This is a genomic window from Methylobacterium oryzae, assembly GCF_036441375.1.
In the GTDB taxonomy this organism is placed as follows: domain Bacteria; phylum Pseudomonadota; class Alphaproteobacteria; order Rhizobiales; family Beijerinckiaceae; genus Methylobacterium; species Methylobacterium oryzae_A.
The window spans coordinates 344,392-369,611 of record NZ_MLCA01000006.1; the positions used below are offsets into that span (position 1 = coordinate 344,392).

Annotated in this window: 22 protein-coding genes and 1 tRNA gene; 14 read left to right on the forward strand and 9 right to left on the reverse strand. The window is 71.2% G+C overall.

Annotation, left to right across the window (positions count from 1 at the left end; translation table 11 throughout):
• The 7 genes from MOTC310_RS12170 to MOTC310_RS12200 all read right to left on the reverse strand — a co-directional run bounded on the left by MOTC310_RS12170 (nt 1) and on the right by MOTC310_RS12200 (nt 7,617).
• On the reverse strand, nt 1-1,542 hold the full coding sequence (locus MOTC310_RS12170) for an amidohydrolase family protein (protein ID WP_331301945.1): 1,542 nt from the start codon (nt 1,540-1,542) through the stop codon (nt 1-3).
• A gap of 27 nt (nt 1,543-1,569) precedes the next feature.
• Complete coding sequence (locus MOTC310_RS12175) at nt 1,570-2,376, reverse strand: ABC transporter ATP-binding protein (RefSeq protein ID WP_331301946.1); 807 nt, start codon at nt 2,374-2,376, stop codon at nt 1,570-1,572.
• Complete coding sequence (locus MOTC310_RS12180) at nt 2,366-3,295, reverse strand: ABC transporter permease (protein ID WP_331301947.1); 930 nt, start codon at nt 3,293-3,295, stop codon at nt 2,366-2,368. The genes MOTC310_RS12175 and MOTC310_RS12180 overlap by 11 nt, the downstream gene beginning before the upstream one ends.
• A 4-nt stretch (nt 3,296-3,299) precedes the next feature.
• Entirely contained in the window at nt 3,300-4,352 is a 1,053-nt protein-coding gene (locus MOTC310_RS12185; protein WP_331301948.1) for an ABC transporter substrate-binding protein, read from the reverse strand.
• 568 nt (nt 4,353-4,920) lie between these two features.
• Nucleotides 4,921-5,814 carry an NAD(+)/NADH kinase gene (locus tag MOTC310_RS12190; protein ID WP_331301949.1) on the reverse strand — a complete coding sequence of 298 codons (894 nt, stop codon included), beginning with the start codon at nt 5,812-5,814 and terminating at the stop codon, nt 4,921-4,923.
• 11 nt (nt 5,815-5,825) lie between these two features.
• A complete protein-coding gene (locus tag MOTC310_RS12195) occupies nt 5,826-6,812 on the reverse strand; it encodes an SPFH domain-containing protein (protein ID WP_331301950.1) in 987 nt (328 codons plus the stop codon).
• Between the two features lie 73 nt (nt 6,813-6,885).
• Nucleotides 6,886-7,617, reverse strand: a complete 732-nt coding sequence (locus tag MOTC310_RS12200) for an NUDIX hydrolase (RefSeq protein WP_331301951.1) — start codon at nt 7,615-7,617, stop codon at nt 6,886-6,888.
• 249 nt (nt 7,618-7,866) lie between these two features.
• Here MOTC310_RS12200 and MOTC310_RS12205 point away from each other — a divergent pair, with 249 nt between their 5' ends.
• The 3 genes from MOTC310_RS12205 to MOTC310_RS12215 all read left to right on the forward strand — a co-directional run bounded on the left by MOTC310_RS12205 (nt 7,867) and on the right by MOTC310_RS12215 (nt 11,488).
• Entirely contained in the window at nt 7,867-10,056 is a 2,190-nt protein-coding gene (locus MOTC310_RS12205; protein WP_331301952.1) for a marine proteobacterial sortase target protein, read from the forward strand.
• Complete coding sequence (locus tag MOTC310_RS12210; RefSeq protein WP_331301953.1) at nt 10,053-10,643, forward strand: class GN sortase; 591 nt, start codon at nt 10,053-10,055, stop codon at nt 10,641-10,643. The genes MOTC310_RS12205 and MOTC310_RS12210 overlap by 4 nt, the downstream gene beginning before the upstream one ends.
• 92 nt (nt 10,644-10,735) lie before the next feature.
• Nucleotides 10,736-11,488, forward strand: a complete 753-nt coding sequence (locus MOTC310_RS12215) for a helix-turn-helix domain-containing protein (RefSeq protein ID WP_331301954.1) — start codon at nt 10,736-10,738, stop codon at nt 11,486-11,488.
• A 55-nt stretch (nt 11,489-11,543) separates the two neighbouring features.
• Here MOTC310_RS12215 and MOTC310_RS12220 read toward each other — a convergent pair.
• Nucleotides 11,544-11,617 (reverse strand) — tRNA-Gly (locus MOTC310_RS12220).
• 45 nt (nt 11,618-11,662) lie between these two features.
• The gene (locus MOTC310_RS12225) at nt 11,663-12,505 is read right to left on the reverse strand and encodes a 3-oxoadipate:acetyl-CoA acetyltransferase (RefSeq protein ID WP_331301955.1); all 843 of its coding nucleotides are present in this window, start codon (nt 12,503-12,505) and stop codon (nt 11,663-11,665) included.
• Nucleotides 12,506-12,680: 175 nt separating this feature from the next.
• On the opposite strand from MOTC310_RS12225, the gene aroQ reads away from it, so the two are divergent.
• The 11 genes from aroQ to MOTC310_RS12280 all read left to right on the forward strand — a co-directional run bounded on the left by aroQ (nt 12,681) and on the right by MOTC310_RS12280 (nt 25,220).
• A complete protein-coding gene (gene aroQ, locus MOTC310_RS12230) occupies nt 12,681-13,130 on the forward strand; it encodes a type II 3-dehydroquinate dehydratase (RefSeq protein ID WP_091977797.1) in 450 nt (149 codons plus the stop codon).
• Nucleotides 13,131-13,273: 143 nt separating this feature from the next.
• Nucleotides 13,274-13,975 (forward strand): orotate phosphoribosyltransferase, encoded by a 702-nt coding sequence (locus MOTC310_RS12235; RefSeq protein ID WP_331294141.1) that lies wholly within the window; start codon nt 13,274-13,276, stop codon nt 13,973-13,975.
• Nucleotides 13,976-13,988: 13 nt separating this feature from the next.
• Nucleotides 13,989-15,068: a dihydroorotase gene (gene pyrC / locus MOTC310_RS12240; protein WP_331301956.1), complete on the forward strand. Its 1,080-nt coding sequence runs from the start codon at nt 13,989-13,991 to the stop codon at nt 15,066-15,068.
• Between the two features lie 204 nt (nt 15,069-15,272).
• A complete protein-coding gene (locus tag MOTC310_RS12245) occupies nt 15,273-16,718 on the forward strand; it encodes an amidase (protein WP_331301957.1) in 1,446 nt (481 codons plus the stop codon).
• Between the two features lie 436 nt (nt 16,719-17,154).
• Nucleotides 17,155-18,930 carry an acetolactate synthase 3 large subunit gene (locus tag MOTC310_RS12250; RefSeq protein ID WP_331301958.1) on the forward strand — a complete coding sequence of 592 codons (1,776 nt, stop codon included), beginning with the start codon at nt 17,155-17,157 and terminating at the stop codon, nt 18,928-18,930.
• 81 nt (nt 18,931-19,011) lie between these two features.
• Nucleotides 19,012-19,554 (forward strand): acetolactate synthase small subunit, encoded by a 543-nt coding sequence (gene ilvN, locus MOTC310_RS12255; protein ID WP_020090724.1) that lies wholly within the window; start codon nt 19,012-19,014, stop codon nt 19,552-19,554.
• Between the two features lie 120 nt (nt 19,555-19,674).
• Nucleotides 19,675-20,319 carry a glutathione S-transferase family protein gene (locus MOTC310_RS12260; RefSeq protein ID WP_331301959.1) on the forward strand — a complete coding sequence of 215 codons (645 nt, stop codon included), beginning with the start codon at nt 19,675-19,677 and terminating at the stop codon, nt 20,317-20,319.
• 87 nt (nt 20,320-20,406) lie between these two features.
• Entirely contained in the window at nt 20,407-21,060 is a 654-nt protein-coding gene (locus MOTC310_RS12265) for a TetR/AcrR family transcriptional regulator C-terminal domain-containing protein (protein WP_331294134.1), read from the forward strand.
• A gap of 12 nt (nt 21,061-21,072) precedes the next feature.
• A complete protein-coding gene (gene ilvC / locus MOTC310_RS12270) occupies nt 21,073-22,092 on the forward strand; it encodes a ketol-acid reductoisomerase (protein ID WP_091679273.1) in 1,020 nt (339 codons plus the stop codon).
• A 166-nt stretch (nt 22,093-22,258) separates the two neighbouring features.
• Nucleotides 22,259-22,912, forward strand: coding sequence for a pyridoxamine 5'-phosphate oxidase family protein (locus MOTC310_RS12275; RefSeq protein WP_331301960.1), 654 nt, complete (start codon nt 22,259-22,261; stop codon nt 22,910-22,912).
• 232 nt (nt 22,913-23,144) lie between these two features.
• Entirely contained in the window at nt 23,145-25,220 is a 2,076-nt protein-coding gene (locus MOTC310_RS12280; RefSeq protein ID WP_331301961.1) for a methyl-accepting chemotaxis protein, read from the forward strand.

The window sequence follows — 25,220 nt, forward strand, 5'->3', positions numbered from 1 at the left end:
TCAGACGCGCGAGCTCGGGCGATAGAACGGCTCGTGCCGCGACGGGTCGATGTAATCGGCGTAGAAGCGCCGCGCGTGGGGCAGCAGCGCCTTCGAGAGCTGGCGCCGCTCGACCTCGTCGTCCGAGAGCGCCCGCGACAGGTCGTCGTGCAGCGCCTTCAGGGCGGCGTCGCGGTCGACCCGGGTGAAGCGCCCGTCCGCGTAGAGCACCTCGCCCTCGCACAGAACCGCGGTGACGCCGCCGGTCTTGGCCCGCTGGATCACCGCGTCGAGGAGCGGCGTCTCCGGGTCGAGGTAGGGATAGGCGATCTGGTCCCAGTCGATCAGGACCATGTCGGCGCCCTTGCCGACCTCGATCGTGCCGAGACTGTCGCCGTAGGGCGTGGTGCGGGCGCCGCCGACGGTGGCCATGCGCAGCACCTGCGCCATGCTCGGCACGTCGGCCTCGTCCATGCCGGGAACCCGGTGGGCGCGCAGCACGAGGCGCATTTCCTGCAGCATGTCGCGGTCGTCGTTGATGCCGGCCTCATCGAGGCCGATCGCCGTGTTGATCCCCTTGGCCTCGAAGCGGTTGAGCGCCGCCACGCCGGAGCGCAGCCGGAAGTTCGACGAGCAATTGTGGCAGATGCAGGTGCCGGTCGCCGCGACCCGCTCGATGTCGGATTCGTTGAGCCAGACGCCGTGGCCGAGGGTCAGGCGGGGCCCGAGCATGCCGAACCGGTCGAGGTATTCCAGGGCGGTGCCGCCGCCGCGCCTCTCCGCGTAGGCCTTCTGGTAGGCGGTCTCGACGAGGTGCATGTGCATCGGCACGTCGTAGGATTCGGACAGGCCGGCCAGCCCTTCGAGGGCTGCGTCCGAGCACCAGTGCAGGTTGGCGGGCGCGAGCTGGATCTTGGCCCGCGAGGCACCGGCGTGGCCGCTATGCAGGCTGCGGAACAGGGAGAAATTGTCCTCCAGGGACATCTGGAAGCGCTCGAACCAGCGCTTCATCGGGTCCTGCAGCGGCGCCGGCAGGCTCGCCACGAAGTCCCTATCGGCCTGGTAGACGAGGCGGTTCTGGTCGCGGACCGCGAAGCAGTACGAGACCCGCATGCCGATGTCGCGATAGGCGCGCAGCACCTCGTTGGAGCGCGCCTCGACCTCCTCCAGGCTGCCGGGCATCCAGCCGTGGATGTGCTGGACCGTGGTGATCCCGGAGCCGACCATCTCGAAGGCCGAGTACAGGGTGTCGAGGTAGAGGTTCAGGTTGCGCGCCACCATCCGGGTGACGAACCACAGCTCCAGGGGCATGTCGGGCGAGCCGAGCTGCACCGGCGTCAGGCCGACATGGTGGTGGCCGTTGACGAAGCCCGGCAGCAGGATCTCGCGGCCCGAGCCGATCACGGGGGCGTCGGGGTAGCGGGCGTGCAGGTCCGCGTAGGTGCCGACCGCCGCGATGACCCCGTCCTTCTGGAGGACCGCGCCGTCGGCGATCTCCTCCCAGCGGTCGTGATCGAGGGTGCGGGTGATCATCCGCCGGCTGCGGATCAGCGATGTGGCCATGGTCGTGTCCGTGTTGGGGGAGGGGGTTCAGACGAGCGCTTCCTGCTCGGCGAAGGCCCGGTCGACCTCGTCGCGCAGCAGCTCGGTGAGGTGCCGCCGCAGCGCCTCGGCCTCGGGCGAGAACGGGTCGCGCGGGCGGTCGAGGTCGTTGCGGACGATCGTCTTGATCCGCCCGGGGCGGGCGGTGAACACCACCACCCGGTCGGCGAGCGCCACCGCCTCGTCGATGTGGTGGGTCACGAACAGCACCGAGGCGCCGCTGTCGCGCCAGACGTCGAGCAGGAAGTCCTGCATCTTCTGGCGGGTCTGGACGTCGAGCGCCGCGAAGGGCTCGTCCATCAGAAGGACCTTCGGGCGCATGGCCAGCGCCCGCGCCACCGCCACGCGCTGGCGCATGCCGCCGGACAGCTCGTCCGGCCGCTTGTCGAAGGCCTCGGCGAGGCCGACGCGCTGGAGCGCCGCCCGGGCGACGCTCCGGCGCTCGGCCTCCGACACGCCCTTCAGCGACAGGCCGAAGCTGACGTTCTGCCAGACGCTGAGCCAGGGCAGCAGCGAGGTCTCCTGGAAGATCAGGCTGCGCTCCGGCGACGGGCCGGTGACGGCCTCGCCGAAGGCCAGGAGTTCGCCCCCGGAGGCGGGTTCGAGCCCGGCGATCAGGTAGAGCAGCGTGCTCTTCCCGCAGCCCGAGGGGCCGAGGAACACCACGAACTCGCCCGGCCGCACGGTGAGGTCGATGTCGCGCAGGGCCTCGTGGGCGCGGGCGGTGCCGGCCGCCCAGACCTTGACGACGCCGCGGCACGAGACGGCGGCGTCGGATGCGGGATCAGAGGCCAAGGGAGGACCCCGCGTCGCGCGGCAGCCAGTACAGCAGCCGCCGCTGGACCAGCCGGAACAGCAGGTCGAAGGCGAAGCCGAGCAGGCCGATCAGCGTGATGGTGAAGAAGACGAGCGACGGGTTGAAGGTGTTGCGCGCCAGCATGATCACCTGGCCGAGCCCGTAGCCGACGCCGGTCGCCTCGGCGACGAGCACCACCATCCAGGCGCCGAACAGGTTGAGGCGCAGCACCGCGAGCAGCCCCGGCAGGATCGCCGGCACGATCACCCGGGCGTAGATCTGGCGCTTCGTCGCCCCCATGGTCCGGGCGACGTTGATGTAGTTCCGGTTGACCCCGTCGATCTGCTGGATGGTCGAGAGCACCATCGTGAAGAACAGGGCAATGAACACCATGAAGATCGCCGGGGCGTTGCCGATTCCGAACATGAAGATCGCGACCGGCAGCCACGCGATCGGCGAGACCGGCGCCAGGAGCGTGATCGTCGGCAGGGTCAGCCGCTCGAACAGCACGACGTAGCGGATCGCCACCCCGACGAGGATCGACAGGGAGGCCGCCAGGGCGAGGCCCGCCAGCACCCGGCCGGTCGAGGCGAGCACGGTGATCAGCACCGCCATGGCGGGGCTGGGGCCGGTATTCATCCCGGTGCCGATCTGCCAGCGCTGCGCGGTGTTGAAGAAGCGCGCCTGCTCGGCGAGGTTGCCGAGGAAGATGTGCGGCGGCGGCAGGAGCTTGGCGTCGGCGATGCCGAGCGCCCAGAGCAGCTCCCAGAGGCCGGCGAAGCAGCCGACCGAGACCAGCATCCAGCCGATCCGGCGGAGCAGGGGGACGAGCCCTTCGGGCAGCGCGAGGCGCTGACCGAGCGGGAGGCGCGGCCGGTCCTGCGGGACGGCGGCGGCGCGGGCGAGGAAGGTGGCCATCCGCTCAGGCCGACTTCAGCTTGAGCTTGCCGTAGAGGTCCGGGTTCTCGGCGATGACCTGTTCCAGCAGGGTCCAGTCGATCGCGTCGCGGCCGGGCTTCTTCTTGATGTAGCCCATCTCGGCGACGGAATCGGTCCGGTCGAGGATGAACTGCGTCTGGTTGCGGGCGTCCACCACCGAGGGCTGCCGGCCCATGGCAAGCTGGGCGTTGCTCATCGAGGTCTTGTAGTAGGAGCCGACGAGCTTGTTCAGGGCGGCCTGGGGGTCGCCCTCCGCCAGCGCCTGGGCCTTCATCATGCCCTTGATCAGGGCCTTCACGGCGGCCGGGTTCTTGGCGATCAGCTCGTTGCGGACCGCCAGCACGCAGTCTGTGTAGCCCTTGCCGTAGATGTCGGTGCCGTCGGAGAGCTTCACCGCGCCCTTCACGTCGGTGAGCAGCGCCGTGCCGTAGGGCTCGATCGTCGAGATGATGTCCAGCGCCCCGGCGCGGAACGCCTCCACGGCCTCCGGGGTCGAGCCCATGTAGCGGACGGTGAGGTCCTTGAAGGCGACGCCGTTCTTCTTCAGCCAGTCGTAGGGCAGCACCTCCAGCGTATCGAGCTGGAAGGTGCCGAGCGTCTTGCCTTTGAGCTTCTCCGGGCTGTCGAGGCCGGGCTGGGCGACCAGCACGCAGCCCTCGATGCCGCCGCCGGCCACGATCTTCACCGGGGCGCCCGCGTCATAGAGGGCCATGAAGCTGGTGTAGGGCATCACGCCGGCGTCGACCTGGCCCATGCCCAGGAAGGTGACCTGGTCCGAGAAGGTCGGCGTGTTGACGAAGTCGATGGTGAGCCCGTCATCCTTGGCGAGCTGCATCGCCTCGGCCAGGAAGAAGTTCAGATTGCAGAAGCCGGTGCCGTGGGTCGCGCGGATGCCGGTGGCCGCCGCGGCCGGGCTCGTCAGGCCCGGACCCACCGCCAGGGTCAGCGCGGCGGCGGTCCCGCCGAGGAAGCGCCTGCGGCTGGGCTTGAACCGCGTGAAATCCGGGACGCGATAATCGCCGTGACGGTCGCACATATCGACTCTCCTCAGAGGGCGGATCGCGCGATCCGCCGGACGGCGCGTGCCGGTGCTGAAACGGAGGGATCGGAGCTCGGGACAGGCTCAAGGCAGTCGCGGAGATCCGGTCGCCCGGCACCTCACCACATCGACGGCACGCCAACCTCTAGCCGCCGCCGGGGCGACGCTGCGCTGGCGAATACGAACCAAGAAGCGTGCCAGATGCAGGGACCGACCGGATTGGCGGCACGCCTGCCCGTCGGCGCTGTCGAAGAACTGCACCGCCGTCATTGCGAGCGGAGCGAAGCAATCCAGCAGCGCCAGGCCTCCGGACGTCGCGCTGCCCTGGGTCGCTTCGCTGCGCTCGCGATGACGGAGGTGTCGTGCCGACCGGGGTACTCGGACGGACATCGTGTCCGCGCAGGGGCTCGACCGGTCCGACGCCCGCGAAAGCGGCTGAATGCCGCCGCAGTATTCAGCCGGGCTCGTCGGACACAATGCCGGACTGCACTCAGCCGCGCGGCGATCGCGCCGCCCATTCCCGGCGCGGGATCGGGCGCTCATCGGGCTCCCGGTCGGGGCCGCGCTACGCGGCCACAAGGTTGAAGGTGCGGTCGGCCGGCGCGAGGCTCACCCGCCGCCCCCAGTCGAAGGCGACGAAATCCTGCTCGATCCCGTCGGAGAACACCACGCCGCCCTCGTTCATCCGCGACACCACCGTGAGCGGCGACCCGGCGAACTTGCCGCCGCGCAGGTCGGTGCCGGTGGCGACGCTCGGGAACGGCTCGCGCACCCAGTAGCCGAAGGCCGCCTCCTCGATGCCAACCTCCACGGTGAGGTGCGTCGCCTCGCTGATCGAGCGCGCCCAGCCGGTCAGGCCGGTGCCCGAGGCCACGATCAGCCCGCTCGACGAGTGGTCCTCCGCCCGCGCCCCGTCGTCGATGCGGTAGCGCGCCGATTGGTGGCTCCGGTGGCCGACGAAGATCTCGTTGAGGGCGAGCAGCCGCTCGCCGCCGTCGAAGGTCGCCTGCACCATGGTACGGCGCTGGAGAGGCGCGGCGCCGGCCGCGCTGGCGGGCAGCAGGGCGCGCAGGGCCTCGACCCGCGCCCGGGCCAGCACGCCGTCGTAGAGGTCGGGCGCCGGGTTGACGCCGACCACCGGCTGCCCGTCGAGGTACTTGGCGACGTTGGCCACGAGCCCGTCCTGACCCACCGCCACGACCACGTCCTCGGGAGCGAAGAGGAAGCGGTCGAGGTCGGGGCGCTTCACCAGGGCCTGCCGCCAGTCCAGCGGCACGGCGGACCGGGCCTCGGCGAGCACGGCCTGGAACTGCGCGTGGCGCGCCTCGACCTCGGCGAGCGTCTGGCCCCGGCTCTCCAGGAAAAACCGGACCTGGCCGCGGGTCGCGTGGCGGGCGATGAGCAGCTCGTAATCCGTGTCGCGGATCACGAAGACCACGCGGGGGGTGACGGTCGGCATGACGGGTCTCCTCAGCGCGGCGCGAGCCGCGCGGGAAGCGCGCCCCGGAACTCGCCGAGGACGGCCGCCAGCAGGTCGGGCGTGACGTTGACGTGTTCGATCGTCTCCAGCTTGCCGGCGAGTTCCCGGGCCGCCAGCCCGAGCAGGACCGCCGGCGGCATGTCCCGGTAGACGGCGGCGCGGCGCTGCTCCGCGTCGGCCCGGGCGCCCTCGACGAGGCGGATCCGCTCGGCCTCCGCGGCCGCCTCCAGGCCCCGCGCCTCCGCGACGCCGGCGGCGCGGTCGCGGGCGTTCTCGGCCTCCTGGGCGATCAGCACGGTCTCGCGCCGGGCCAGCTCGGCCTTCGTGGCGAGCTCGTTCTCCGCGATGGCGCGCTCCTTCTCGACCGCCAGGGCGCGCCGCGCGAAGGTCGCCTCGTCGGCCTTCTGCTGCAGGGCCTCGAAGGTCGGCGTCTGCAGGGCGCGCTCCAGCTCGCTGGTCGGCGCGAGGTTGGTGAGCCGCACCGACACCGCCGCGACGCCGATCTCGGCCAGCGCCGGGGCGTCGGACAGCACCCGTTGCAGCACGGCGCGCAGCGGCTCCGGACCCGCGTCGAGGAGGGCGCCAATCGGGCTCGCCCCGAGATACTGGAGCGCCGCCTGGCTGGCGATGCCGCCGAGGCGGGCCTCGATCCGCTCGATCGGCTCGCCCTGCAGGCGCCCGGTGCGGAGGTCGATCGAGAAGTCGACCCGGCTCGCCAGCAGCTCCGGATCGACGACGTGCCAGCCGATCGTCCCCTGGACCACGACGGTCTGGAAGTCCCGGCTGCGGCCGCGGACGAACAGGGTCATCTCGCGGTCGTCGACCGGCACCTCGCTGATGCTGGCGGTCTCGGGCCGGAACCAGAAGACCAGACCCCGCCCGCTCTGCCGGACCCGGCCGTTGCGGAAGCGGATGATGTGGCTGCTCGCCTCGCTCCGGAGCTGAGCGATCACACCGATGTTGCGGACCGTGGCCATGATGGTCTCCTCGAAGCGCTCTCTGCCGAAGTGGATACCGGTTCGGCTCAAGAGAGCGCGTTTGAACAAAGGTTTAGAACTGACCCGATCTGTCGAAGCGGTAGAGTTCGGCGGGGCGGAACGCCGTCCCGGCCTCGCGGGCGCCCGTCGGCGCGATCCAGCCCCGGTCGCGCATGCGGCGGCGGAAGGCGGATTTGTTGAGGGGCGCGCCGCGGATCGCCGCGTGCACGTCCTGGAGCTGGCGGAGGGTGAAGTGCTCCGGGAGCAGCGCGAAGCCGACATCCGTGTAGTCGAGCTTACCGCGCAGCCGCTTCACGGCGAGCGCCAGGATGTCGGCGTGGTCGAAGGCGAGGGCGAGGGGCGCGCCGTCATCCGCCTCGGCCGAGACCGGGCCGCCGGACTCGCCCGCCCAGGGCACGACCAGCGCCGCCGCCGCGAGCCCGGCACCGCCCGCCAGGGCCTCGACGAAGGCCGCCTCCGGCAGCAGCGCCAGGTAGGCCACCGAGACGATCCGCATCCGCGGATCCCGGTCCACGGCACCGAAGGTGTAGAGCTGCTCGAGCCGCGCCCGCCCGATCCCGGCCTTGTCGCGCAGGACGCGCTCCGCGGCGGCGTCGAGGGTCTCGGCGATGCCCACGAACCCGCCCGGCAGGGCCCAGAGGCCCGCCTGCGGCTGCTGGCCCCGCCGCAGCAGGAGGGCGGCGAGCCGGCCCGCCCGGATCCCCAGCAGGACGAGATCGACCGCCAGGGCGGGCCGCTCGTAGGCCGCAGGATCATAGCCTGCCAGGAACTCGGACTCGGTCATCGGTCTTTCTACTCAAGTTGAGCATAACTAAGACGCAGATTGCGCATATGTCAAGCCGGTTGCGGATCCGCCGGGAAGAGCCGCGGGACGCACAGCTCCGCACCGGCTCCTCACAGATCCGCCCGGGCGCGGCCGGCCGGTGCGGACCGAGCCTGGAAAAGGGCGAAGCTTCTCGTGGCGACGGAGGGGCTGGCGCGGGAGCTTCAGCGGCGAGCCGGCATCGATCCGCCGGCGCAGGAGGTTTCCCCGATGCCGTTCTTCGCTCCACGATCCGCGGTCGAGCCCCCCCGCAACGCCGCGCTGTCACCGCTCTTCCTCGCGCTGCTGGCGCTGCTCATCATGCTGGCCTCGGCCCACGCGGCGCCGGGCCGAGACCGGGGCGGCCTCACGCTGCGCGGGCCGGCCGGCACCGCGCCGGTCGAGGCCGTTCAGCTCGCGACCGACATCAGCGTCGACGTCAGCGGCCCGACGGCCCGGGCCACCGTCACCCAGGCCTTCCGCAACGTCACGGCGGACTGGGTCGAGGGCACCTACCTGTACCCGCTTCCGGAGGACGCGGCCGTCGACGGGATGAAGCTCGTCGTCGGCGCCCGCGTGATCGTCGCCGACATCCGCGAGCGGGCGGCGGCCAAGCGCGCCTACGAGGCCGCGAAGGCGGCCGGGCAGTCGGCGGCGCTGACCGCGCAGGAGCGGCCCAACGTCTTCACCAACGCGGTCGCAAATATCGGCCCCGGCGAGACGGTGGTGGTCCAGATCACCTACCAGCAGACGATCCCCGTCTCCGGCGAGACGCGGACGCTGCGCCTGCCCCTGGTGGTCGCGCCCCGCTACAATCCCGCCCCCGCCTCCGTGGACGCGGTCTCCCTCGACGGCGCGGCCGGGGCGGCCCGCGACCCGGTTCCGGATCGCGCCCGGATCAGCCCGCCGGTGCTCGACCCCGCCCTGTCGCCGCCGACCAACCCGGTCGCCGTCACCGTGCGGCTGCAGGCGGGCTTCGCCGTCGGCGCCGTTCAGAGCGCCACCCACGCGATCCGCGTAACCGAGACCGGCCCGGAGGTGCGCACCGTCACGCTCGCCGAGGGCGTTGTCCCCGCCGATCGCGACCTCGAGCTGACCTGGGCGCCGGTCCCGAGCCGGGTGCCCGGCCTCGGCCTGTTCCGCGAGACCGTGGCGGGCCGGACCTACCTGCTGGCCACCGTGAACCCGCCGGCGATCGAGGCCGACGCGGCCGCCCGGCCGGCGCGCGACGTCACCTTCGTCATCGACAATTCCGGCTCGATGTCGGGCGCCTCGATGCGGCAGGCCAAGGCCGGGCTGCTCGCGGGCCTCGGTCGCCTGACCCCGCGGGACCGCTTCAACGTCATCCGCTTCGACGACACCTGGGACGCGCTGCATCCCGAGCCGGTCCCGGCGACGCCGGCAGCCCTGGCGGAGGCGGAAGCCTTCGTGGCCGCCCTGGAGGCCCGCGGCGGCACCGAGATGCTGGCGCCGCTCAAGGCGGCGCTCGCCGATCCCCATCCGGAGGACGGGCGCGTGCGCCAGGTCGTGTTCCTCACCGACGGCGCCGTCGGCGACGAGGAGCGGATCTTCGCGACGATCCACGCCGATCTCGGGCGCTCGCGCCTGTTCATGGTCGGCATCGGCTCGGCGCCGAACGGCCACCTGATGCGCAACGCCGCCGAGATCGGCCGCGGCAGCTTCACGGAGATCCGCGACCTCGCGCAGGTCGACGAGCGGACCCGCGCGCTCTACGAGAAGCTGGAATCCCCCGCCGTCACCGACCTGACCGCGACCTCCTCGGTCCCGGGCGTCGCGGTCACGCCGGGCGCGCTGCCCGACCTGTACCGCGGCGAGCCGCTGGTCTTCGCGGCGCTTCTGCCGGGGGCGGCCGAGGGAGGGCTCCACGGGACCGTGACCGTCTCGGGCCGGGTGGGCGGCCGGACCTGGACCCGGACGCTCCCCCTCGCCGGGGCGGGCGCGGGTGCCGGCATCTCCAAGGTCTGGGCGCGCTCCCGGATCGGCGAGACCGAGACGGCGCGCATCACCGGGCGCCTCGGCGCCGAGGCGGCCGACGCGACCATCCTGGCGCTGGCCCTGGAGCACGGCCTGACGACGCGGCTGACCAGCCTCGTGGCCATCGATGCCACGCCGCGCCGCGCGCCCGGCACGCCCCTCGTGGCCGCCGACCTGCCGCTGAACCTGCCGGCGGGCTGGGACTTCGCCAAGGTGTTCGGCACGGACCGGCCCGGGGCCGCGCCCGCCGACGACGGGGCGGCCCGGATCGTGCCGATCCGCGCCGGCGGCGCGGCCATCGACCTGCCGCAGACCGGCGCCGGGATCCTGGCGCAGCTCGGCCTGGGCCTGATCCTCGCCCTGCTGGGTTTCCTGCTGGGCGCCGGCCCGACGATCGGCGGCCGGCGGATCGGGGACCCGCGATGAGCTACCGTCGGGTAACCGGAATGAGGAGGGCGCTGGCCGCTCTCCTCACCCTCGCGGGGATCGGGCTGGCGGCGCAGGCCGCCTGGATCCCCGCCAAGGCCGCCCTGGCCCAGCTGCTGCTGGAGCGCGCCTTCGCCCGCGCCCTGGCCGAGGGCCGGCCCGCCCGGCCCTGGCCCTGGGCCGACACCGAGCCAGTCGCCCGGCTCACCGTCGCCGGCCGCAGCTTCGTGGTGTTGCGGGGCGGGAGCGGCCAGGCCCTGGCCTTCGGCCCCGGCCACCTGGACGGCACCCCCGAGGCCGGCGCGCCCGGCACCGCGGTCATCGCCGCCCACCGCGACACGCAGTTCGCGGTGCTGGGGCAGCTCGGTCCCGGCGATCCCGTCGCGGTGACCGGCCGCGACGGCCGGACCCTGCATTTCCGCGTCACCGGCACGCGGGTGGCGCGCTGGGACGCCTCGGGCATTGACCCCCAGGCCCCCGGCCGGCACCTCGACCTCGTCACCTGCTGGCCCCTGGACGCGATGCGGGCCGGCCCGCTCCGGCTGATCGTCGAGACCGAGCTGGCCTCGGAGGCGGGGCGTTCCTGACCGGTCGGCGTGGACGGCCAGCTTGGCCGCGCTTGCGCGAATGTGCGGATTCGTGCGGATCTGTGCGGGTCAAGCCCGTGCGAGCCGTGCCTGTGAGCGAGATCGAACTGTCCGAGGCGCAGAGCCGCGCCATTGCCCAGACCGTGCGCGAGGCGCTGGCCCGCCGGCGCATCTCCCGGCAGACGCTGGCCGAGGAGGCCCGGATCAGCATCTCGACCCTGGAGAAGGCGCTCGCCGGCCGCCGGCCTTTCACCCTGGCGACGACGATCCGGCTGGAGGAGGCCCTGGGCCAGTCCCTCCGCCAGGAGACGGGACGGCCGGCCCCGGAGGCGGTCCGGCACGCGCCCGACGAGCTCGGCTCCTACTCGCGGGAGAGCGTGGCCTGGATCGAGGGGCGCTACCTCACCCTGCGGCCCTCGTTCGGGTCGGCGGGCGCGATCTTCGCCTACCGCACCGAGATCGCCTGGGACGCGGACGCGGCCCGCCTCGTGTTCCGCGAGGCCGAGCGGCTCGACGCCCCCTTCGCGCAATCCGGGAGCGTCGCCGTGCCGAGCCAGTCGGGCATGATCTACCTGGTGACCAACTGGCACGGGCAGCACCGTCTCGCGGTGCTGTGCCGGCCGAACATCCAGGGCGAGATGTACGGGGTCCTGACCACGCTCCACGCGGGGCGCGGCACCCAGCTGACCCCGGCCGCGGCCCCCCTGGCGCTGCTGCCCGAGAAGGCGGGCGCGCACGGGTACGGGCGGATCGGGCCGGAGGAGCCGGGCTACGCCCCGTACCGGGCCTATCTCGCCCGGGTGCACGAGGACGGCTACGCCGCCTTCTTCACGGGCGTCGCCTGACGGGATGGGAGAGGGGCCGGAAAGGCCGTACGCCGCCCGGCGCGGCGGGCAGGCTTGGAGCGGGTGAAGGGAATCGAACCCTCGTATTCAGCTTGGAAGGCTGCTGCTCTACCATTGAGCTACACCCGCGCGGGCGGATCGTTAGCACGCCGCCCGGCTCGTGAGAAGGTGGGCTCAGGCAAGACCCAGCGCGGCGCGGGCCTCCTCGGGCGTGGCGACGCGGCGGCCGTGGCGGGCCACCGCCTCGGCTGCGAGGCCCACGAGTTCGGCGTTGCTGGCCGCCAGACGGTCCTTCGTCACGCGAATGTTGTCCTCCAGGCCGGTCCGCACCGCGTCGGCGCCGCGGGCGAGCGCCCACTCCATCACGATCGCCTGGTTGCGGCCGATCCCGGCCGCCGTCCAGGTCGCCTCCGGCAGGATCCGGCGCGTCTCGGCGAGCAGGATGTCGAGGAGGTGCTCCTCGGCCGGCATGGCGTTCTGGACGCCCATCACGAACTGCACGTGCGGGCGCGCGTCGATCAGGCCCGCCTCCACGAGTCGCTTGGCGCCGTGCAGGTGCGAGAGGTCGAAGATCTCGATCTCGGGCCGGACGCCGTACTGCTTCATCTGGCCGGCGAGGTCGGTCACGAGGCTCGCGGAATTCTCGTAGACGATCGTCGGGAAGTTCACCGAGCCGGTGGACAGCGAGGCCATGTCGGGCCGGTGCTTGAGCGAGAGGCCGCGGGCGGCCGGGTCGCGCCCGCGCCCGCCCGTCGAGAACTGGACGATCATCCCCGGGCAGTGCTTGCGCAGCCCTTCCTGCACGGCCGCGAACTTGTCCGGGTCGGAGGAGGGCGACTCGTCGTCGTTGCGCACGTGGATGTGGCAGAGCGTGGCGCCCGCCTCGAAGGCCCGCTGCGTCGACTCGATCTGCTCGGGCACGGTGACCGGAACGGCCGGATTGTCGGCCTTGCGCGGCACGGAGCCGGTGATCGCCACCGCGATGACCACGGGCGCCTCGCTCCGGGATCCTGCCATTCGCCTGTCCTCCCTGCCTCATCGGGCTACCGCGACCGGGATAGCGCCCCGGGACCGGGATCTGAACCGCCCGGCGCGGGCGGCAGCTCCGTGTGCGGGACATCTCCGGCCGGATGACAGCCGGGACTTGAGTCTCGCCGGCGCTTGCCGCACCTCTCGGCCCGCGAGGCACACGATGAACGACACCGTCCTGGTCCTGAACGGGCCGAACCTGAACCTGCTCGGCAAGCGCCAGCCGGAGATCTACGGCCGCGAGACGCTGGCCGACGTCGAGGCCCTGTGCCGCGAGACCGCCGCGGGTCTCGGCCTCGCGGTCGATTTCCGCCAGAGCAACGCCGAACACGTGCTGATCGACGCGATCCACGAGTACCGCGTCGGCTCGGCCGGCATCGTCATCAACGCGGGTGCCTACACCCACACCTCGGTCGCCATCCTCGACGCGCTGAACACCTGCGAGGTGCCGGTGATCGAGTGCCACATCTCGAACGTCCACCGCCGCGAGGCCTTCCGCCACCATTCCTACATCTCGCTCGCGGCCACGGCCGTGCTGGCGGGATTCGGCACGCACGGCTACGCGCTGGCGATCCGGCATCTCGCGCATCTGCGGGCCGGCAGACCTGCTTGAGGCGCGGATAGCGCGGCGATCAGGGTTGACGCTGGCGGAGACAGGGCGGAGGAGGGCGGTCAGGCCCTATTCCCACGCGATCTCTCTGGCCGGACCGGTTCTCAAGGCCCCGGAGAGCGCCCCAAGCGGAGCGCGCACGCCGCATGACCAGCCCCTTCCTGCCCCTCGACCGGAAAGTGATCGCCCGCGAGGCGGCCAAGATGTTCCTGGAGATCGAGGCGGTGCTCTTCTACAAGGACGAGCCGTTCAAGTTCACCTCGGGCTGGGCGAGCCCGGTCTACACCGATAGCCGGAAGATCATCTCGTTCCCGCGCCTGCGCTCGACGCTGATGGATTTCGCCACCGCCACCATCGTCCGCGAGATCGGCTACGAGAAGCTGACCCACATCGCCGGCGGCGAGACCGCCGGCATCCCCTTCGCGGCCTGGATCGCCGACCGGATGATGCTGCCGATGCAGTACATCCGGAAGAAGCCCAAGGGCTTCGGCCGCAACGCCCAGATCGAGGGTGAGATCGTCGAGGGCGCCCGGACCCTGCTGGTCGAGGACCTCGCCACCGACGGGCGCAGCAAGGTCAATTTCTGCAAGGCCCTGCGCGATTCGGGCGCCCAGGTCGATCACTGCTTCGTGCTGTTCTACTACGACATCTTCCCCGACAGCGCCGCGCTGATGGAGGAGATCGGCATCAAGCTCCACTATCTCACCACGTGGTGGGACGTGCTGGCGGTGGCCAAGGAGATGGGCACCTTCGACCCGAAGACGCTGGCCGAGGTCGAGAGCTTCCTCAACGCGCCGGCCGCGTGGTCCGCCGCCCATGGCGGCATCTCCGCCTTCGGCCAGGCCTGAGGGGCATCGCGCGATGAGCGTCGCCGACCTGTTCCCCGCCGAGCGCCAGGACGCGAAGACCGTCGACCGGATCACGATCCGGCGGCCGGACGACTGGCACATCCACCTGCGCGACGGCGCGATGCTGAAGGCGGTGCTGCCCTACACGGCGGCGCAGTTCGCCCGGGGCATCATCATGCCGAACCTCGTGCCGCCGGTGACAACGGTCGCCGCGGCGCAGGCCTACCGGGAGCGCATCCTGGCGGCCCTGCCCGCCGGCATGGACTTCACCCCGCTGATGACCTGCTACCTGCGGGACGACACCGACCCGGACGAGATCGAGCGGGGCTTCGCCGAGAAGGTCTGGGTCGCCGCCAAGCTCTACCCGGCCGGGGCGACCACGAACTCGCACGCGGGCGTCACGGACCTCGTCGGCATTACCCCCGTCCTGGAGCGCATGGAGCGGATCGGCATGCCGCTCCTGATCCACGGCGAGGCGACCGACCCGGAGATCGACATCTTCGACCGCGAGGCCGCCTTCATGGAGGGCAGCTTGATCCCGCTGCTTGCTCGCCATCAGGGGCTGAAGGTCACCGTCGAGCACGCCACCACGGCGGAGATCCTCGACGTGGTCCGGGAGCAGCGGAGCCGGTGCGCGGCGACGATCACGCCGCACCACCTCGTGATCAACAGGACGCACATCTTCCAGGGGGGGCTGCGCCCGCACCTGTACTGCCTGCCGGTGGCCAAGCGCGAGCGGCACCGGCTCGCCCTGCGCGAGGCCGCGACCTCCGGCGAGGCCTGCTTCTACCTCGGCACCGACACCGCCCCGCATATCCGCGGCGCCAAGGAGGCGTCCTGCGGCTGCGCCGGCGTGTTCTGCGGGCCTTCCGCGCTCCAGACCTACGTGCAGGTCTTCGACGAGGAGGGGGCGCTGGACAAGTTCGAGGCCTTCGCGTCGCTCAACGGCGCCCGCTTCCACGGGCTGGAGCCGAATGCCGGGACCGTCACCCTGGAGCGCCGGGAGAGCCGCGTCGCCGAGGCCGTCGCGGTCGACGACACGGCGGTGGTGGTGTTCCGGGGCGAGGAGACCCTGCCCTGGTCGGTGGCGTGACGGCGCGAGGCGAAGGCTGCGCCACGTCATCGCGAGCGCAGCGAAGCGACCTAGGGCAGCGCGACTTCGCAAGACGTATCGCTGCTGGATTGCTTCGCTGCGCTCGCAAAGACGATGATCGGCGATCCATTCAATCGGCCGAGCCATCTTTGCCTGGATCCAACCTCCGGTTACCGATCTTCCGTTGATCCGGGGGAGGGCAAGATGCAGGACGCGCGACAGGACGGCATCACCGCCATGGGCGCGGTGGACCTCGCCGCCGCCATCCGCGGCCGGATCGTCTCCTGCGCCGAGGTGATGCGCGCCTATCTGGAGCGGATCCACCGGATCAACCCGCGGGTGAACGCCCTCGTGGGCCTCGCCGACGACGCCGCGCTCCTGCGCGAGGCCGAGGCGGCCGACGCCGCCCTCGCGCGCGGGGACGACGTCGGGCCGCTGCACGGCTTCCCGCTGGCCGTGAAGGACCTCGACCCGGTCCGCGGCCTGCGGTTCACGCAAGGCTCGCCGATCTTCGCCGACCGGGTCGCCGACACCGACTCGATCATGGTCACGCGCCTGCGCGCCGCCGGGGCGATCTTCATCGGCAAGACCAACATCCCCGAGTTCGGCCTCGGCTCGCACAGCTTCAACCCGGTCTACGGCGCCACCGGCAACGCCTACGATCCGGACAAGACGGGAGGCGGGTCGAGCGGCGGCGCCGCCGTCGCGGTGGCCCTGCGGATGCAGCCGGTCGCCGACGGCAGCGACCATGCCGGCTCCCTGCGCAACCCGCCGGCCTTCAACAATTGCTACGGCCTGCGCCCGAGCTGGGGCCGGATCCCCGCCGAGGCGAAGGACGTGTTCAGCCCGAACCTCGGTGTGCTCGGGGCGATCGGGCGCACGCCCGGCGATATCGGCCTCATGCTCTCGGTGCTGGCGGGCTACGATCCGCGCTGCCCGAACGCCATCCGGCAGGACCCGTCGGCCTTCGCGAGCCCGCTCGCCCGCGACTTCCGCGGGACGCGGATCGCGTGGCTCGGCGATTGCGGCGGCCAGATCCCGTTCGATCGCGGCGTGCTCGACGTCGGGCGCGCCGCCCTGGCGACCTTCGCGGAGATCGGCTGCATCGTCGAGGAGGCGACGCCGCGCTACGACATGGAGCGGCTCTGGGAGGACTGGCTGGTGCTGCGGGCGCTGACCGTCGCGGCGAACCTCCGCCCGTTCTACGACGAGCCCCGTCACCGGGCCCTGCTCAAGCCGGAGGCGGCCTGGGAGGTTGAGCGGGGGCTGGCGCTCGGCGCCGACCGGATCATCGCGGCGCTGGAGGGGCGCACCCGCTGGTACGAGACCCTGCGCCGCTTCATGGAGGCCTACGACTACGTGGTCATGCCGAGCGCCCAGGTCTTCCCGTTCGACAAGGCCCTGCGCTGGCCCGAGACGGTGGGCGGCCACGCGATGGACACCTATCACCGCTGGATGCAGATCACGATCCCGGCGACGATGTCGGGCCTGCCGGCCCTCGCCGTGCCGGCCGGGTTCGGCGAGGCCGGGCTGCCCACCGGCATCCAGATCGTCGGCCCGAACCACGGCGAGCTCGCCTGCCTGCAGCTCGGCGCCGCCTACGACGCGGCGAGCAGCTGGGGCCGCCGCTTCCCGCCGCCGCTGCACTGAGCGCGCGGCTCCGGCACTGAACCGGCGCGGATCCGGCCCGATTGCATGCGCGGACGCGTTGACCGGCCCCGCGCACTCCGCTAAGAGGCCCGACGCTCCGCGCGCCGACCATGAGCCAGTTCCGGATCATGGGGCCGCCGCGGGGCAGGTTCGGGTTTCCGATGACGACGGTCCTTATTGTAGCGGTAGCGTCACCGACGGGGCGGCCCTGAGCTAGGGCCGCGATCCGGGCGGTGGCGCATGCAGGGTCCCTCGGGGCCCTTTTTTGTTGCCCGCGTCCGGGCGGGACAGGACTGGGACGGACGGAGATCCGGGGCGAGAGGCACCTTCGGGCGAGGCGGAGACCGCCCCGCGTGACGGGGGTGCCGGGAGAGAGGACGGGGCAGGGCGGCGATCACGGGATCGCGGTGGCTCCGGAGAGCGCGAGGAGACGAGCATGGGCGGCGAGGTCATGACCGGGGCCGAGATGGTCATCCGGGCCTTCCAGGATCAGGGTGTCGACACGCTGTTCGGGTACCCGGGCGGCGCCGTACTTCCGATCTACGACGCGCTCTTCCACCAGAACGCCGTCAAGCACATCCTCGTCCGCCACGAGCAGGGCGCCGTCCACGCGGCGGAGGGCTATGCCCGCTCCTCCGGCAAGGTCGGCTGCGTCCTCGTCACCTCGGGCCCCGGCGCGACCAACATCGTCACCGGGCTGACCGACGCGATGCTGGACTCGATCCCGCTGGTCTGCATCACCGGCCAGGTCCCGACGCACCTGATCGGCACCGACGCGTTCCAGGAATGCGACACGGTCGGCATCACGCGCCACTGCACGAAGCACAATTACCTCGTCAAATCGATCGACGACCTGCCGCGCATCCTGCACGAGGCGTTCTACGTGGCGGCGAACGGCCGGCCGGGCCCCGTCGTGGTCGATCTGCCCAAGGACATCCAGTTCGCCTCCGGCCTCTACGAGCGCCCCGAGATCGCGAGCCACAAGACCTACCGCCCGGCCGTGAAGGGCGATTCCGACCGGATCCGCGCGGCCGTCGAGCTGATGGCGGGTGCGCGCCGGCCGGTCTTCTACACCGGCGGCGGCGTGATCAACTCGGGTCCCGAGGCCTCGCGCCTGCTGCGCGAGCTCGTCCGCGAGACCGGCTTCCCGATCACCTCGACCCTGATGGGCCTCGGCGCCTATCCGGGCACCCACGAGAAGTTCCTGGGCATGCTCGGCATGCACGGGACCTACGAGGCCAACCTCGCGATGCACGAGTGCGACGTGATGATCTGCGTCGGCGCCCGGTTCGACGACCGGATCACCGGCCGGCTCGACGCGTTCTCGCCCTTCTCCAAGAAGATCCACATCGACGTCGACGCCTCCTCGATCAACAAGGTCGTGAAGGTCGATGTCGGGATCGTCGGCGACTGCGCCTCGGTGCTCGCCGACATGCTGGAGGCGTGGCGCGCCCTGCCGTCGCGGCCCGACAAGTCGAACCTCGATCCGTGGTTCCAGAAGATCAACGCCTGGAAGGCGCGGGACTGCCTCGCCTACTGGCCGTCGGGCACGATCATCAAGCCGCAGTACGCCGTGCAGCGCCTCTACGAGGCTTGCAAGGACCGCGAGACCTACATCACCACCGAGGTCGGTCAGCACCAGATGTGGGCCGCCCAGTACTTCAAGTACGACGAGCCGAACCGCTGGATGACGTCGGGCGGCCTCGGCACGATGGGCTACGGCCTGCCGGCCGCGATCGGCACGCAGCTCGCGCACCCGGACGGGCTCGTGATCGACATCGCCGGCGAGGCCTCGATCCTGATGAACATGCAGGAGATATCGACGGCGGTGCAGTACCGCCTGCCGATCAAGGTGTTCATCCTGAACAACGAGTACATGGGCATGGTCCGGCAGTGGCAGGAGCTGCTGCACGGCTCGCGCTACTCGCAGAGCTACTCGGAGAGCCTGCCGGACTTCGTGAAGCTCGCGGAGGCCTACGGCGCCAAGGGCATGCGCTGCGAGAAGCCGGGCGACCTCGACGGCGCCATCGCGGAGATGCTCGCCTACGACGGCCCGGTGATCTTCGACTGCATCGTCGACAAGACCGAGAACTGCTTCCCGATGATCCCGTCGGGCAAGGCGCACAACGAGATGCTCCTGTCCGATTACCTCGGTGAGACCGGCGTCGAGCTCGGCGACGTGATCTCCGAGGAAGGCAAGATGCTGGTGTGAGGGAGGGCGGCCCGGCTCGAAGCCGGGCCGCGATCCGCCGCTGCGGCGGCGATGGGTCGAACGACGAGGACGAGGCCGGCGATGAACGCGATGAACACCCACTACCCCGATGCCGTCCGCGTCGAGCCGGTGAACCGGCACACGCTCGCGGTGATCGTCGACAACGAGCCCGGCGTGCTCGCCCGCATCTCGGGTCTGTTCTCCGGCCGCGGCTACAACATCGAGAGCCTGACCGTCTCCGAGACCGAGGAGGCGCGCCACATCTCGCGCATCACCATCGTGACCACCGGAACGAACGCCGTGATCGAGCAGATCAAGGCGCAGCTCGACCGGCTGGTGCCGGTGCACCGGGTCGTGGACCTCACGCTCCAGGGCAACGCCATCGAGCGCGAGATCTGCCTCGTGAAGGTGAAGGGCGAGGGCGAGCACCGCAGCGAGGCCCTGCGACTGGCCGCCGCCTTCGGCGCCAAGACGCTGGACGCCACGCTCAACTCCTTCGTGTTCGAGCTGACCGGCGCCACCGAGGATGTCGACCGGTTCGTGCGCCTGATGAGCGTGATCGGTCTGGTGGAGATCTGCCGGACCGGCATCTCCGCGATGGGACGCGGGGCGGAGCCGCTTTAAATCTGGCCACTAGGCCGAACATTGTTGCGGGGAGCCGGCTGTATCGATGAGGCGAGCCGATTGCGGTCGCCTCGCCGTGGCGGACACGCGGCGCCCGACTTCGTCGATCAAGGATCTCTCATGACCGCCCGCACCCTCTACTACGCCCCCGGCGCCTGCTCGCTCGCCGCCCACATCATCCTGGAGGAGTCCGGGCTGCCCTACGAGGGCATCAAGCTCGACCTCGCCGCGGGCGACCAGCGCCGGCCGGAATACCTCGCGATCAACGATCGCGGCCGCGTGCCGGCCCTGACCGAGGGCGGCTGGGTCCTCACCGAGTGCGCGGCCATCATGCGCCACGTTGCCCGTCAGGTGCCCGAGACGGGGCTGTGGCCCGCGGACCTGCGCGAGCAGGCGGCCGCGGACGAGTGGCTGGGCTGGCTCGCCTGCAACCACCACGTGACCTACGCCCATGTCCGCCGTCCCGAGCGCTACTCCGACGACGAGAGCGCCTTTCCGGGCATCAAGGCGAAGGCGGCCAACACCTACGCCGACCTCGCCACCATGACCGAGGTGCGCCTCTCGCACGGCGGCTGGGCGCTGGGCGACCGCTTCAGTGTCGTCGACGCCTACCTGATGGTCTTCTGGTTCTGGGCCAACGGTCCGGTGCTGCGGTTCGACATGGCCGGCCGCTTCCCGGCCTGGACCGCCCACGCCCGCCGCGTCGCCGAGCGCCCGGCCGTGCAGGCCGTCTTCGCCCGCGAGGGCTTGCCGCTGCCGCGCTGACGCGGTTCGGCCGCGGCACCCCCTTGCCGCGGCCGCCGAATCGGCCTAGAGGGCGTACCGTACGGTACGGTACGCCATTTCGAGACGATGCAGGCCAGCGCTACAGCAGAGCAGGAAGCCCCGTCGGCCCGCCAGCAGGCGGTGCTGGACGCCGTGCTCGGCCTCATGGTCGAGGACGGCGAGCAAGTCACCATGGACGCCGTCGCGCGACGGGCGAGCTGCTCGAAGGAGACGCTCTACAAGTGGTTCGGCGACCGCGACGGGTTGCTGACCGCGACCGTGCGCTGGCAGGCCTCCCGGGTCCATGCTGGGCACGACGCCGCGCAGGTGCTCGACGGCGCGACCCTGCGGGAGCGCCTGCAGGACTTCGCCGTGACGTGGCTGGAGGTCATCACCGGCCCGACCTCGGTGGCGCTGAACCGCATCGCCATCGCGCATGCGGGCTCGCGCAAGAGCAATCTCGGCGGCATCGTCCTGGCGAACGGGCGCTTCGCCATCGGCGAGCGGGTGAAGCCCGTGCTGGAGGCGGGGCGCGCAGCCGGCCTGCTCACCTTCGCCGACAGCGAGGCCGCGTTCCGCACCTTCTTCGGCCTCGTCGGCCGGGATATCCAGATCCGACTTCTGCTCGGCGAGACCCTCGACCTCGACGGGGCCGAGATCCGGCGCGATGCGGGCCGCGCCGTCGAGCAGTTCCTGGCCCTCTACGGCCGGGCCAAACCCGACCCGAACCACAGATCTTAAGAGGAGACAGACATGCGGGTTTATTACGATCGCGACGCCGACCTGAACCTGATCAAGGGCAAGAAGGTCGCCATCGTCGGCTACGGCAGCCAGGGCCACGCCCACGCGCTCAACCTGCGCGATTCCGGCGTGAAGGACATCGTCATCGCGCTGCGCGAGGGCTCCGCCACCGCCAAGAAGGCTGAGCACGAGGGCTTCAAGGTCCTGTCGGTCGCCGAGGCCGCCAAGTGGGCCGACGTGGTGATGATGCTCACCCCCGACGAGCTGCAGGGCGACATCTACCGCGAGTCCCTCGAGGGCAACATGAAGCAGGGGGCCGCGCTCCTGTTCGCCCACGGGCTCAACGTCCACTTCAACCTGATCGAGCCGCGCAAGGACCTCGACGTCCTGATGGTCGCCCCGAAGGGCCCCGGCCACACCGTGCGCTCCGAGTACCTCCGCGGCGGCGGCGTGCCGACCCTGATCGCCATCGCGCAGGACGCGAGCGGAAACGCCCACGACCTCGGCCTGTCCTACGCCTCGGCGAATGGCGGCGGCCGCGCCGGCATCATCGAGACGACCTTCAAGGAGGAGTGCGAGACCGACCTGTTCGGCGAGCAGGCCGTGCTGTGCGGCGGCCTCGTCGAGCTGATCAAGGCCGGCTTCGAGACCCTGGTCGAGGCGGGCTACGCCCCCGAGATGGCCTATTTCGAGTGCCTCCACGAGGTGAAGCTGATCGTCGACCTCATCTACGAGGGCGGCATCGCCAACATGAACTACTCGATCTCCAACACGGCCGAGTACGGCGAGTACGTCACCGGCCCGCGCATCGTCACGCCCGAGACCAAGGCCGAGATGAAGCGCGTGCTGAACGACATCCAGTCGGGCATCTTCACCCGCAACTGGATGCTGGAGAACCGGGTCAACCAGACCTCGTTCAAGGCGACCCGCGCCAAGCTCGCCGCCCACCCGATCGAGGAGGTCGGCGCCAAGCTCCGCGGCATGATGCCGTGGATCTCCGAGAAGGCGCTGGTCGACAAGACCCGCAACTGATCGCTTCGGATCGCGCGGCCGGGCTCTGCTCGGCCGCGCTTGAGGGCCGGTCGCGCGAAGGCGTGGCCGGCCCTTCGCGTTCCGGGTTGTCCGGCACCGGAAATCCCGGCCATAAGCCCGGCAGCGGTCTCGCCTGCACGAGGACCGGCAAGCGGAGAGGACACCCATGGCATCGCTCTATTCCGACGCGCACCGGGCGCTGCAGGAGGAGTTCGGCACCACCAAGCTCGCCGTGCGCCTCGACGAGGACTGGGTCCACGAGAGCGTCCAGCCAGACGAGGCCGCCTTCATCGGCTCCCGCGACATGTTCTTCCTCTCGACCGTCGACCCCGACGGCATGCCGACCGTCTCCTACAAGGGCGGCCCCACCGGCTTCGTGAAGGTGCTCGACGCCAACACGCTCGTGTTCCCAGGCTTCGACGGCAACGGCATGTTCTACTCGATGGGCAACATCGAGGGTCAGGCCAAGGTCGGCCTGCTGTTCATCGACTTCGAGACGCCCCACCGCATCCGCGTGCAGGGCCACGCGTCGCTGCTGCGCGACGACGCCCTCATGGCCGAGTACACCGAGGCCAAGTACCTCGTGAAGGTCGCGGTCACGAAGATCTGGGTCAACTGTCCGCGCTACATCCACAAGTACAAGAAGCTCGAGCAGAACAAGTACGTGCCGCGGCCCGGCCGCGAGACCCCGCTCGCCGCCTGGAAGCGCCTCGACCTCGCGGGCGACGTGATCAGCGACGCCGATAAGGCCCGCGTCGCCCAGGAGGGAAAGCTCGAGGTCTCCGAGTACGTGGCCCTGGTCGCCCGCGGCGAGGCCTGAGGCTCCGTCCCGGCCGCCCCGCAGTGCCGGGCGGCCGGTGCGTGACGGGGCGGAATCCGATTTTCGTCATCAAAGATAGCACTGAATTTATACTTTGGGATTCCCATACTAGTGCAGCAATCGATCTGTGCCTGATCGCGTCACTGCCTAAAATTTCTTGACGGCATGAGGGTCGAGCCATAAATTTCGTGCAAATTCCGCTGGTCGAATCTTTGCACGGATCGTTGAGACCATGGTTTCGCTCCCGCTGCGCGTCGCATTGATCTGCAGCATACTGATCGCTGCGGCTTTCGCGGGTGGGACAACTTTTCTTGCCCGCCGAATCGACGCTTCCTTCGAGGCGCAGGCCGCCAAGATACAGTCGGAGACGCTGTCGAACGAGGCGCGCGAGGTCCGGTTTCGCCTCGCCGTGGCGGCCAAGACCGCCGAGGGCATCGCGGCGTCCGCGTCGGCGCTGCGCGCCGGCGGCATTCAGGACCGCACGGTCTACGACGCGATGCTGCGCGAGCTTCTGCGCGCCAACCCCGACCTGATCGCGACCTGGACCGGCTGGGAGCCGGACGCTCTGGACGGGCGCGTCCGCGCCTTCGCCGGCACGGCCTCCTCGGACGCGAGCGGCCGCTTCATGCCCTACTGGAATCGCGGCAGCGGCACGATCAAGCGCGAGGTTCTCACGGGCTACGAGGCCGAGCCGGACGGCGCCTACTATCTCCAGCCGAAGAGGCTGAACCGCTTGGTGGCCATCGAACCCTACATCTACCCGGTGGCCGGGAAGGACGTCGTCATGATGTCCTTCGGCGCGCCGATCCGCGTGGACGGCACGTATCGCGGCACTGCCGGCGTCGACATCGACCTCGGCGCCCTGAATGCCGCTTTCGGCGCGGTGAAGCCTTTCGGGACCGGCTACCTGGCCGTGGTCTCGGCGAGCGGGACGACCGTCGCGCATCCGACCGGCGCGGCGGCCGGGAAGCCGCTGCAGGGCTTCGACGCGTCGGCGGCCGCCGCGGCCAAGCAGGCGATCGCGGCGGGGGCCAATGTGGTGACCGACGCGCCGGGTCCGGACGGTGCGCCGTGGCGCTACATGGCGCAGCATATCCAGGCGGGCGAGACCCTTGACCGCTGGGCCATCGTCGTCGCGGTGCCCGTGGCGACGCTCACGGCCGCCGCCGATCAGGCGCGCGCGATGCTGATCGGCATCTCGGTCCTCTGCGTGCTGATCGGGTGTGCGGTCGTCTTCGGTGCGCTGCACCGCCTCGTCGGCAAGCCGATCCGCGCGCTCGGCAGCACCATCGGAGACATGGCGGCGGGCAATTACGGGGCGGACGTGCCCGAGGCGCGGCGCCGCGACGAGGTCGGGCTGGTCGGGCGGGCCGTGCTGACGCTGCGCGACGGCCTGCGGGCGCAGGCGGCGGCTGACGCGCGGGCGCGGGCGGAGGCCCAGGCCGCTGCCGACCGGGAGCGCAAGCGGGTCACCGCTGATCTGGCGAACACCTTCGAGCAGGCGGTCGGCGGCATCGTCGAGACGGTCACGAATGCGGCCACCGAGCTGCAGGCCACGGCCAAGGCGCTGGCCGCCACGGCCTCGGAGACCGCCGGCCAGTCGACCACCGTCGCGGCCGGTGCCGAGGAGGCGGCCTCCAACGTCCGGGCCGCGGCCTCGGCGGCCGAGGAGCTCGGCAGCTCCGTGCAGGAGATCGGGCGTCAGGTGCAGGGATCCGCGCAGCTCGCGCGGGCCGCGGCCGACGAGGCCGGGCGCACGGTGCGGCTGGTGGAGGATCTGCGCGCGGCCGTGATGAAGATCGGGGACGTGGTTTCGCTGATCAGCGGCATCGCCGGTCAGACCAATCTGCTGGCCCTCAACGCCACGATCGAGGCGGCCCGCGCCGGCGAGGCCGGCCGGGGCTTCGCGGTCGTGGCCGCCGAGGTGAAGGCGCTGGCCGAGCAGACCGCGCGGGCGACCGAGGAGATCGCGGGCCAGATCGCCCGCGTCCAGGCCTCGACCGCGCAGGCCGCCTCGGCGATCGGCAGCATCACGACGCGCGTCGACGAGATCAGCGGCGTGGCCACGACGATCGCGGCCGCGGTCGAGCAGCAGGGCACGGCGACCCAGGAGATCGTCCGCAACGTGACCCAGGCCGCTGCCGGCACGGGCGAGGTGACGACGAACATCGCCCGCGTGGCCGACGCCGCCGACATGACCGGCGCGGCCGCGGGGCAGGTGCTGGACTCGTCCGCGAACCTGTCGCGTCAGTCCGAGCATCTCCGCGCGGAGGTGAGCCGCTTCCTCGGAACGGTGCGCGCGGCCTGA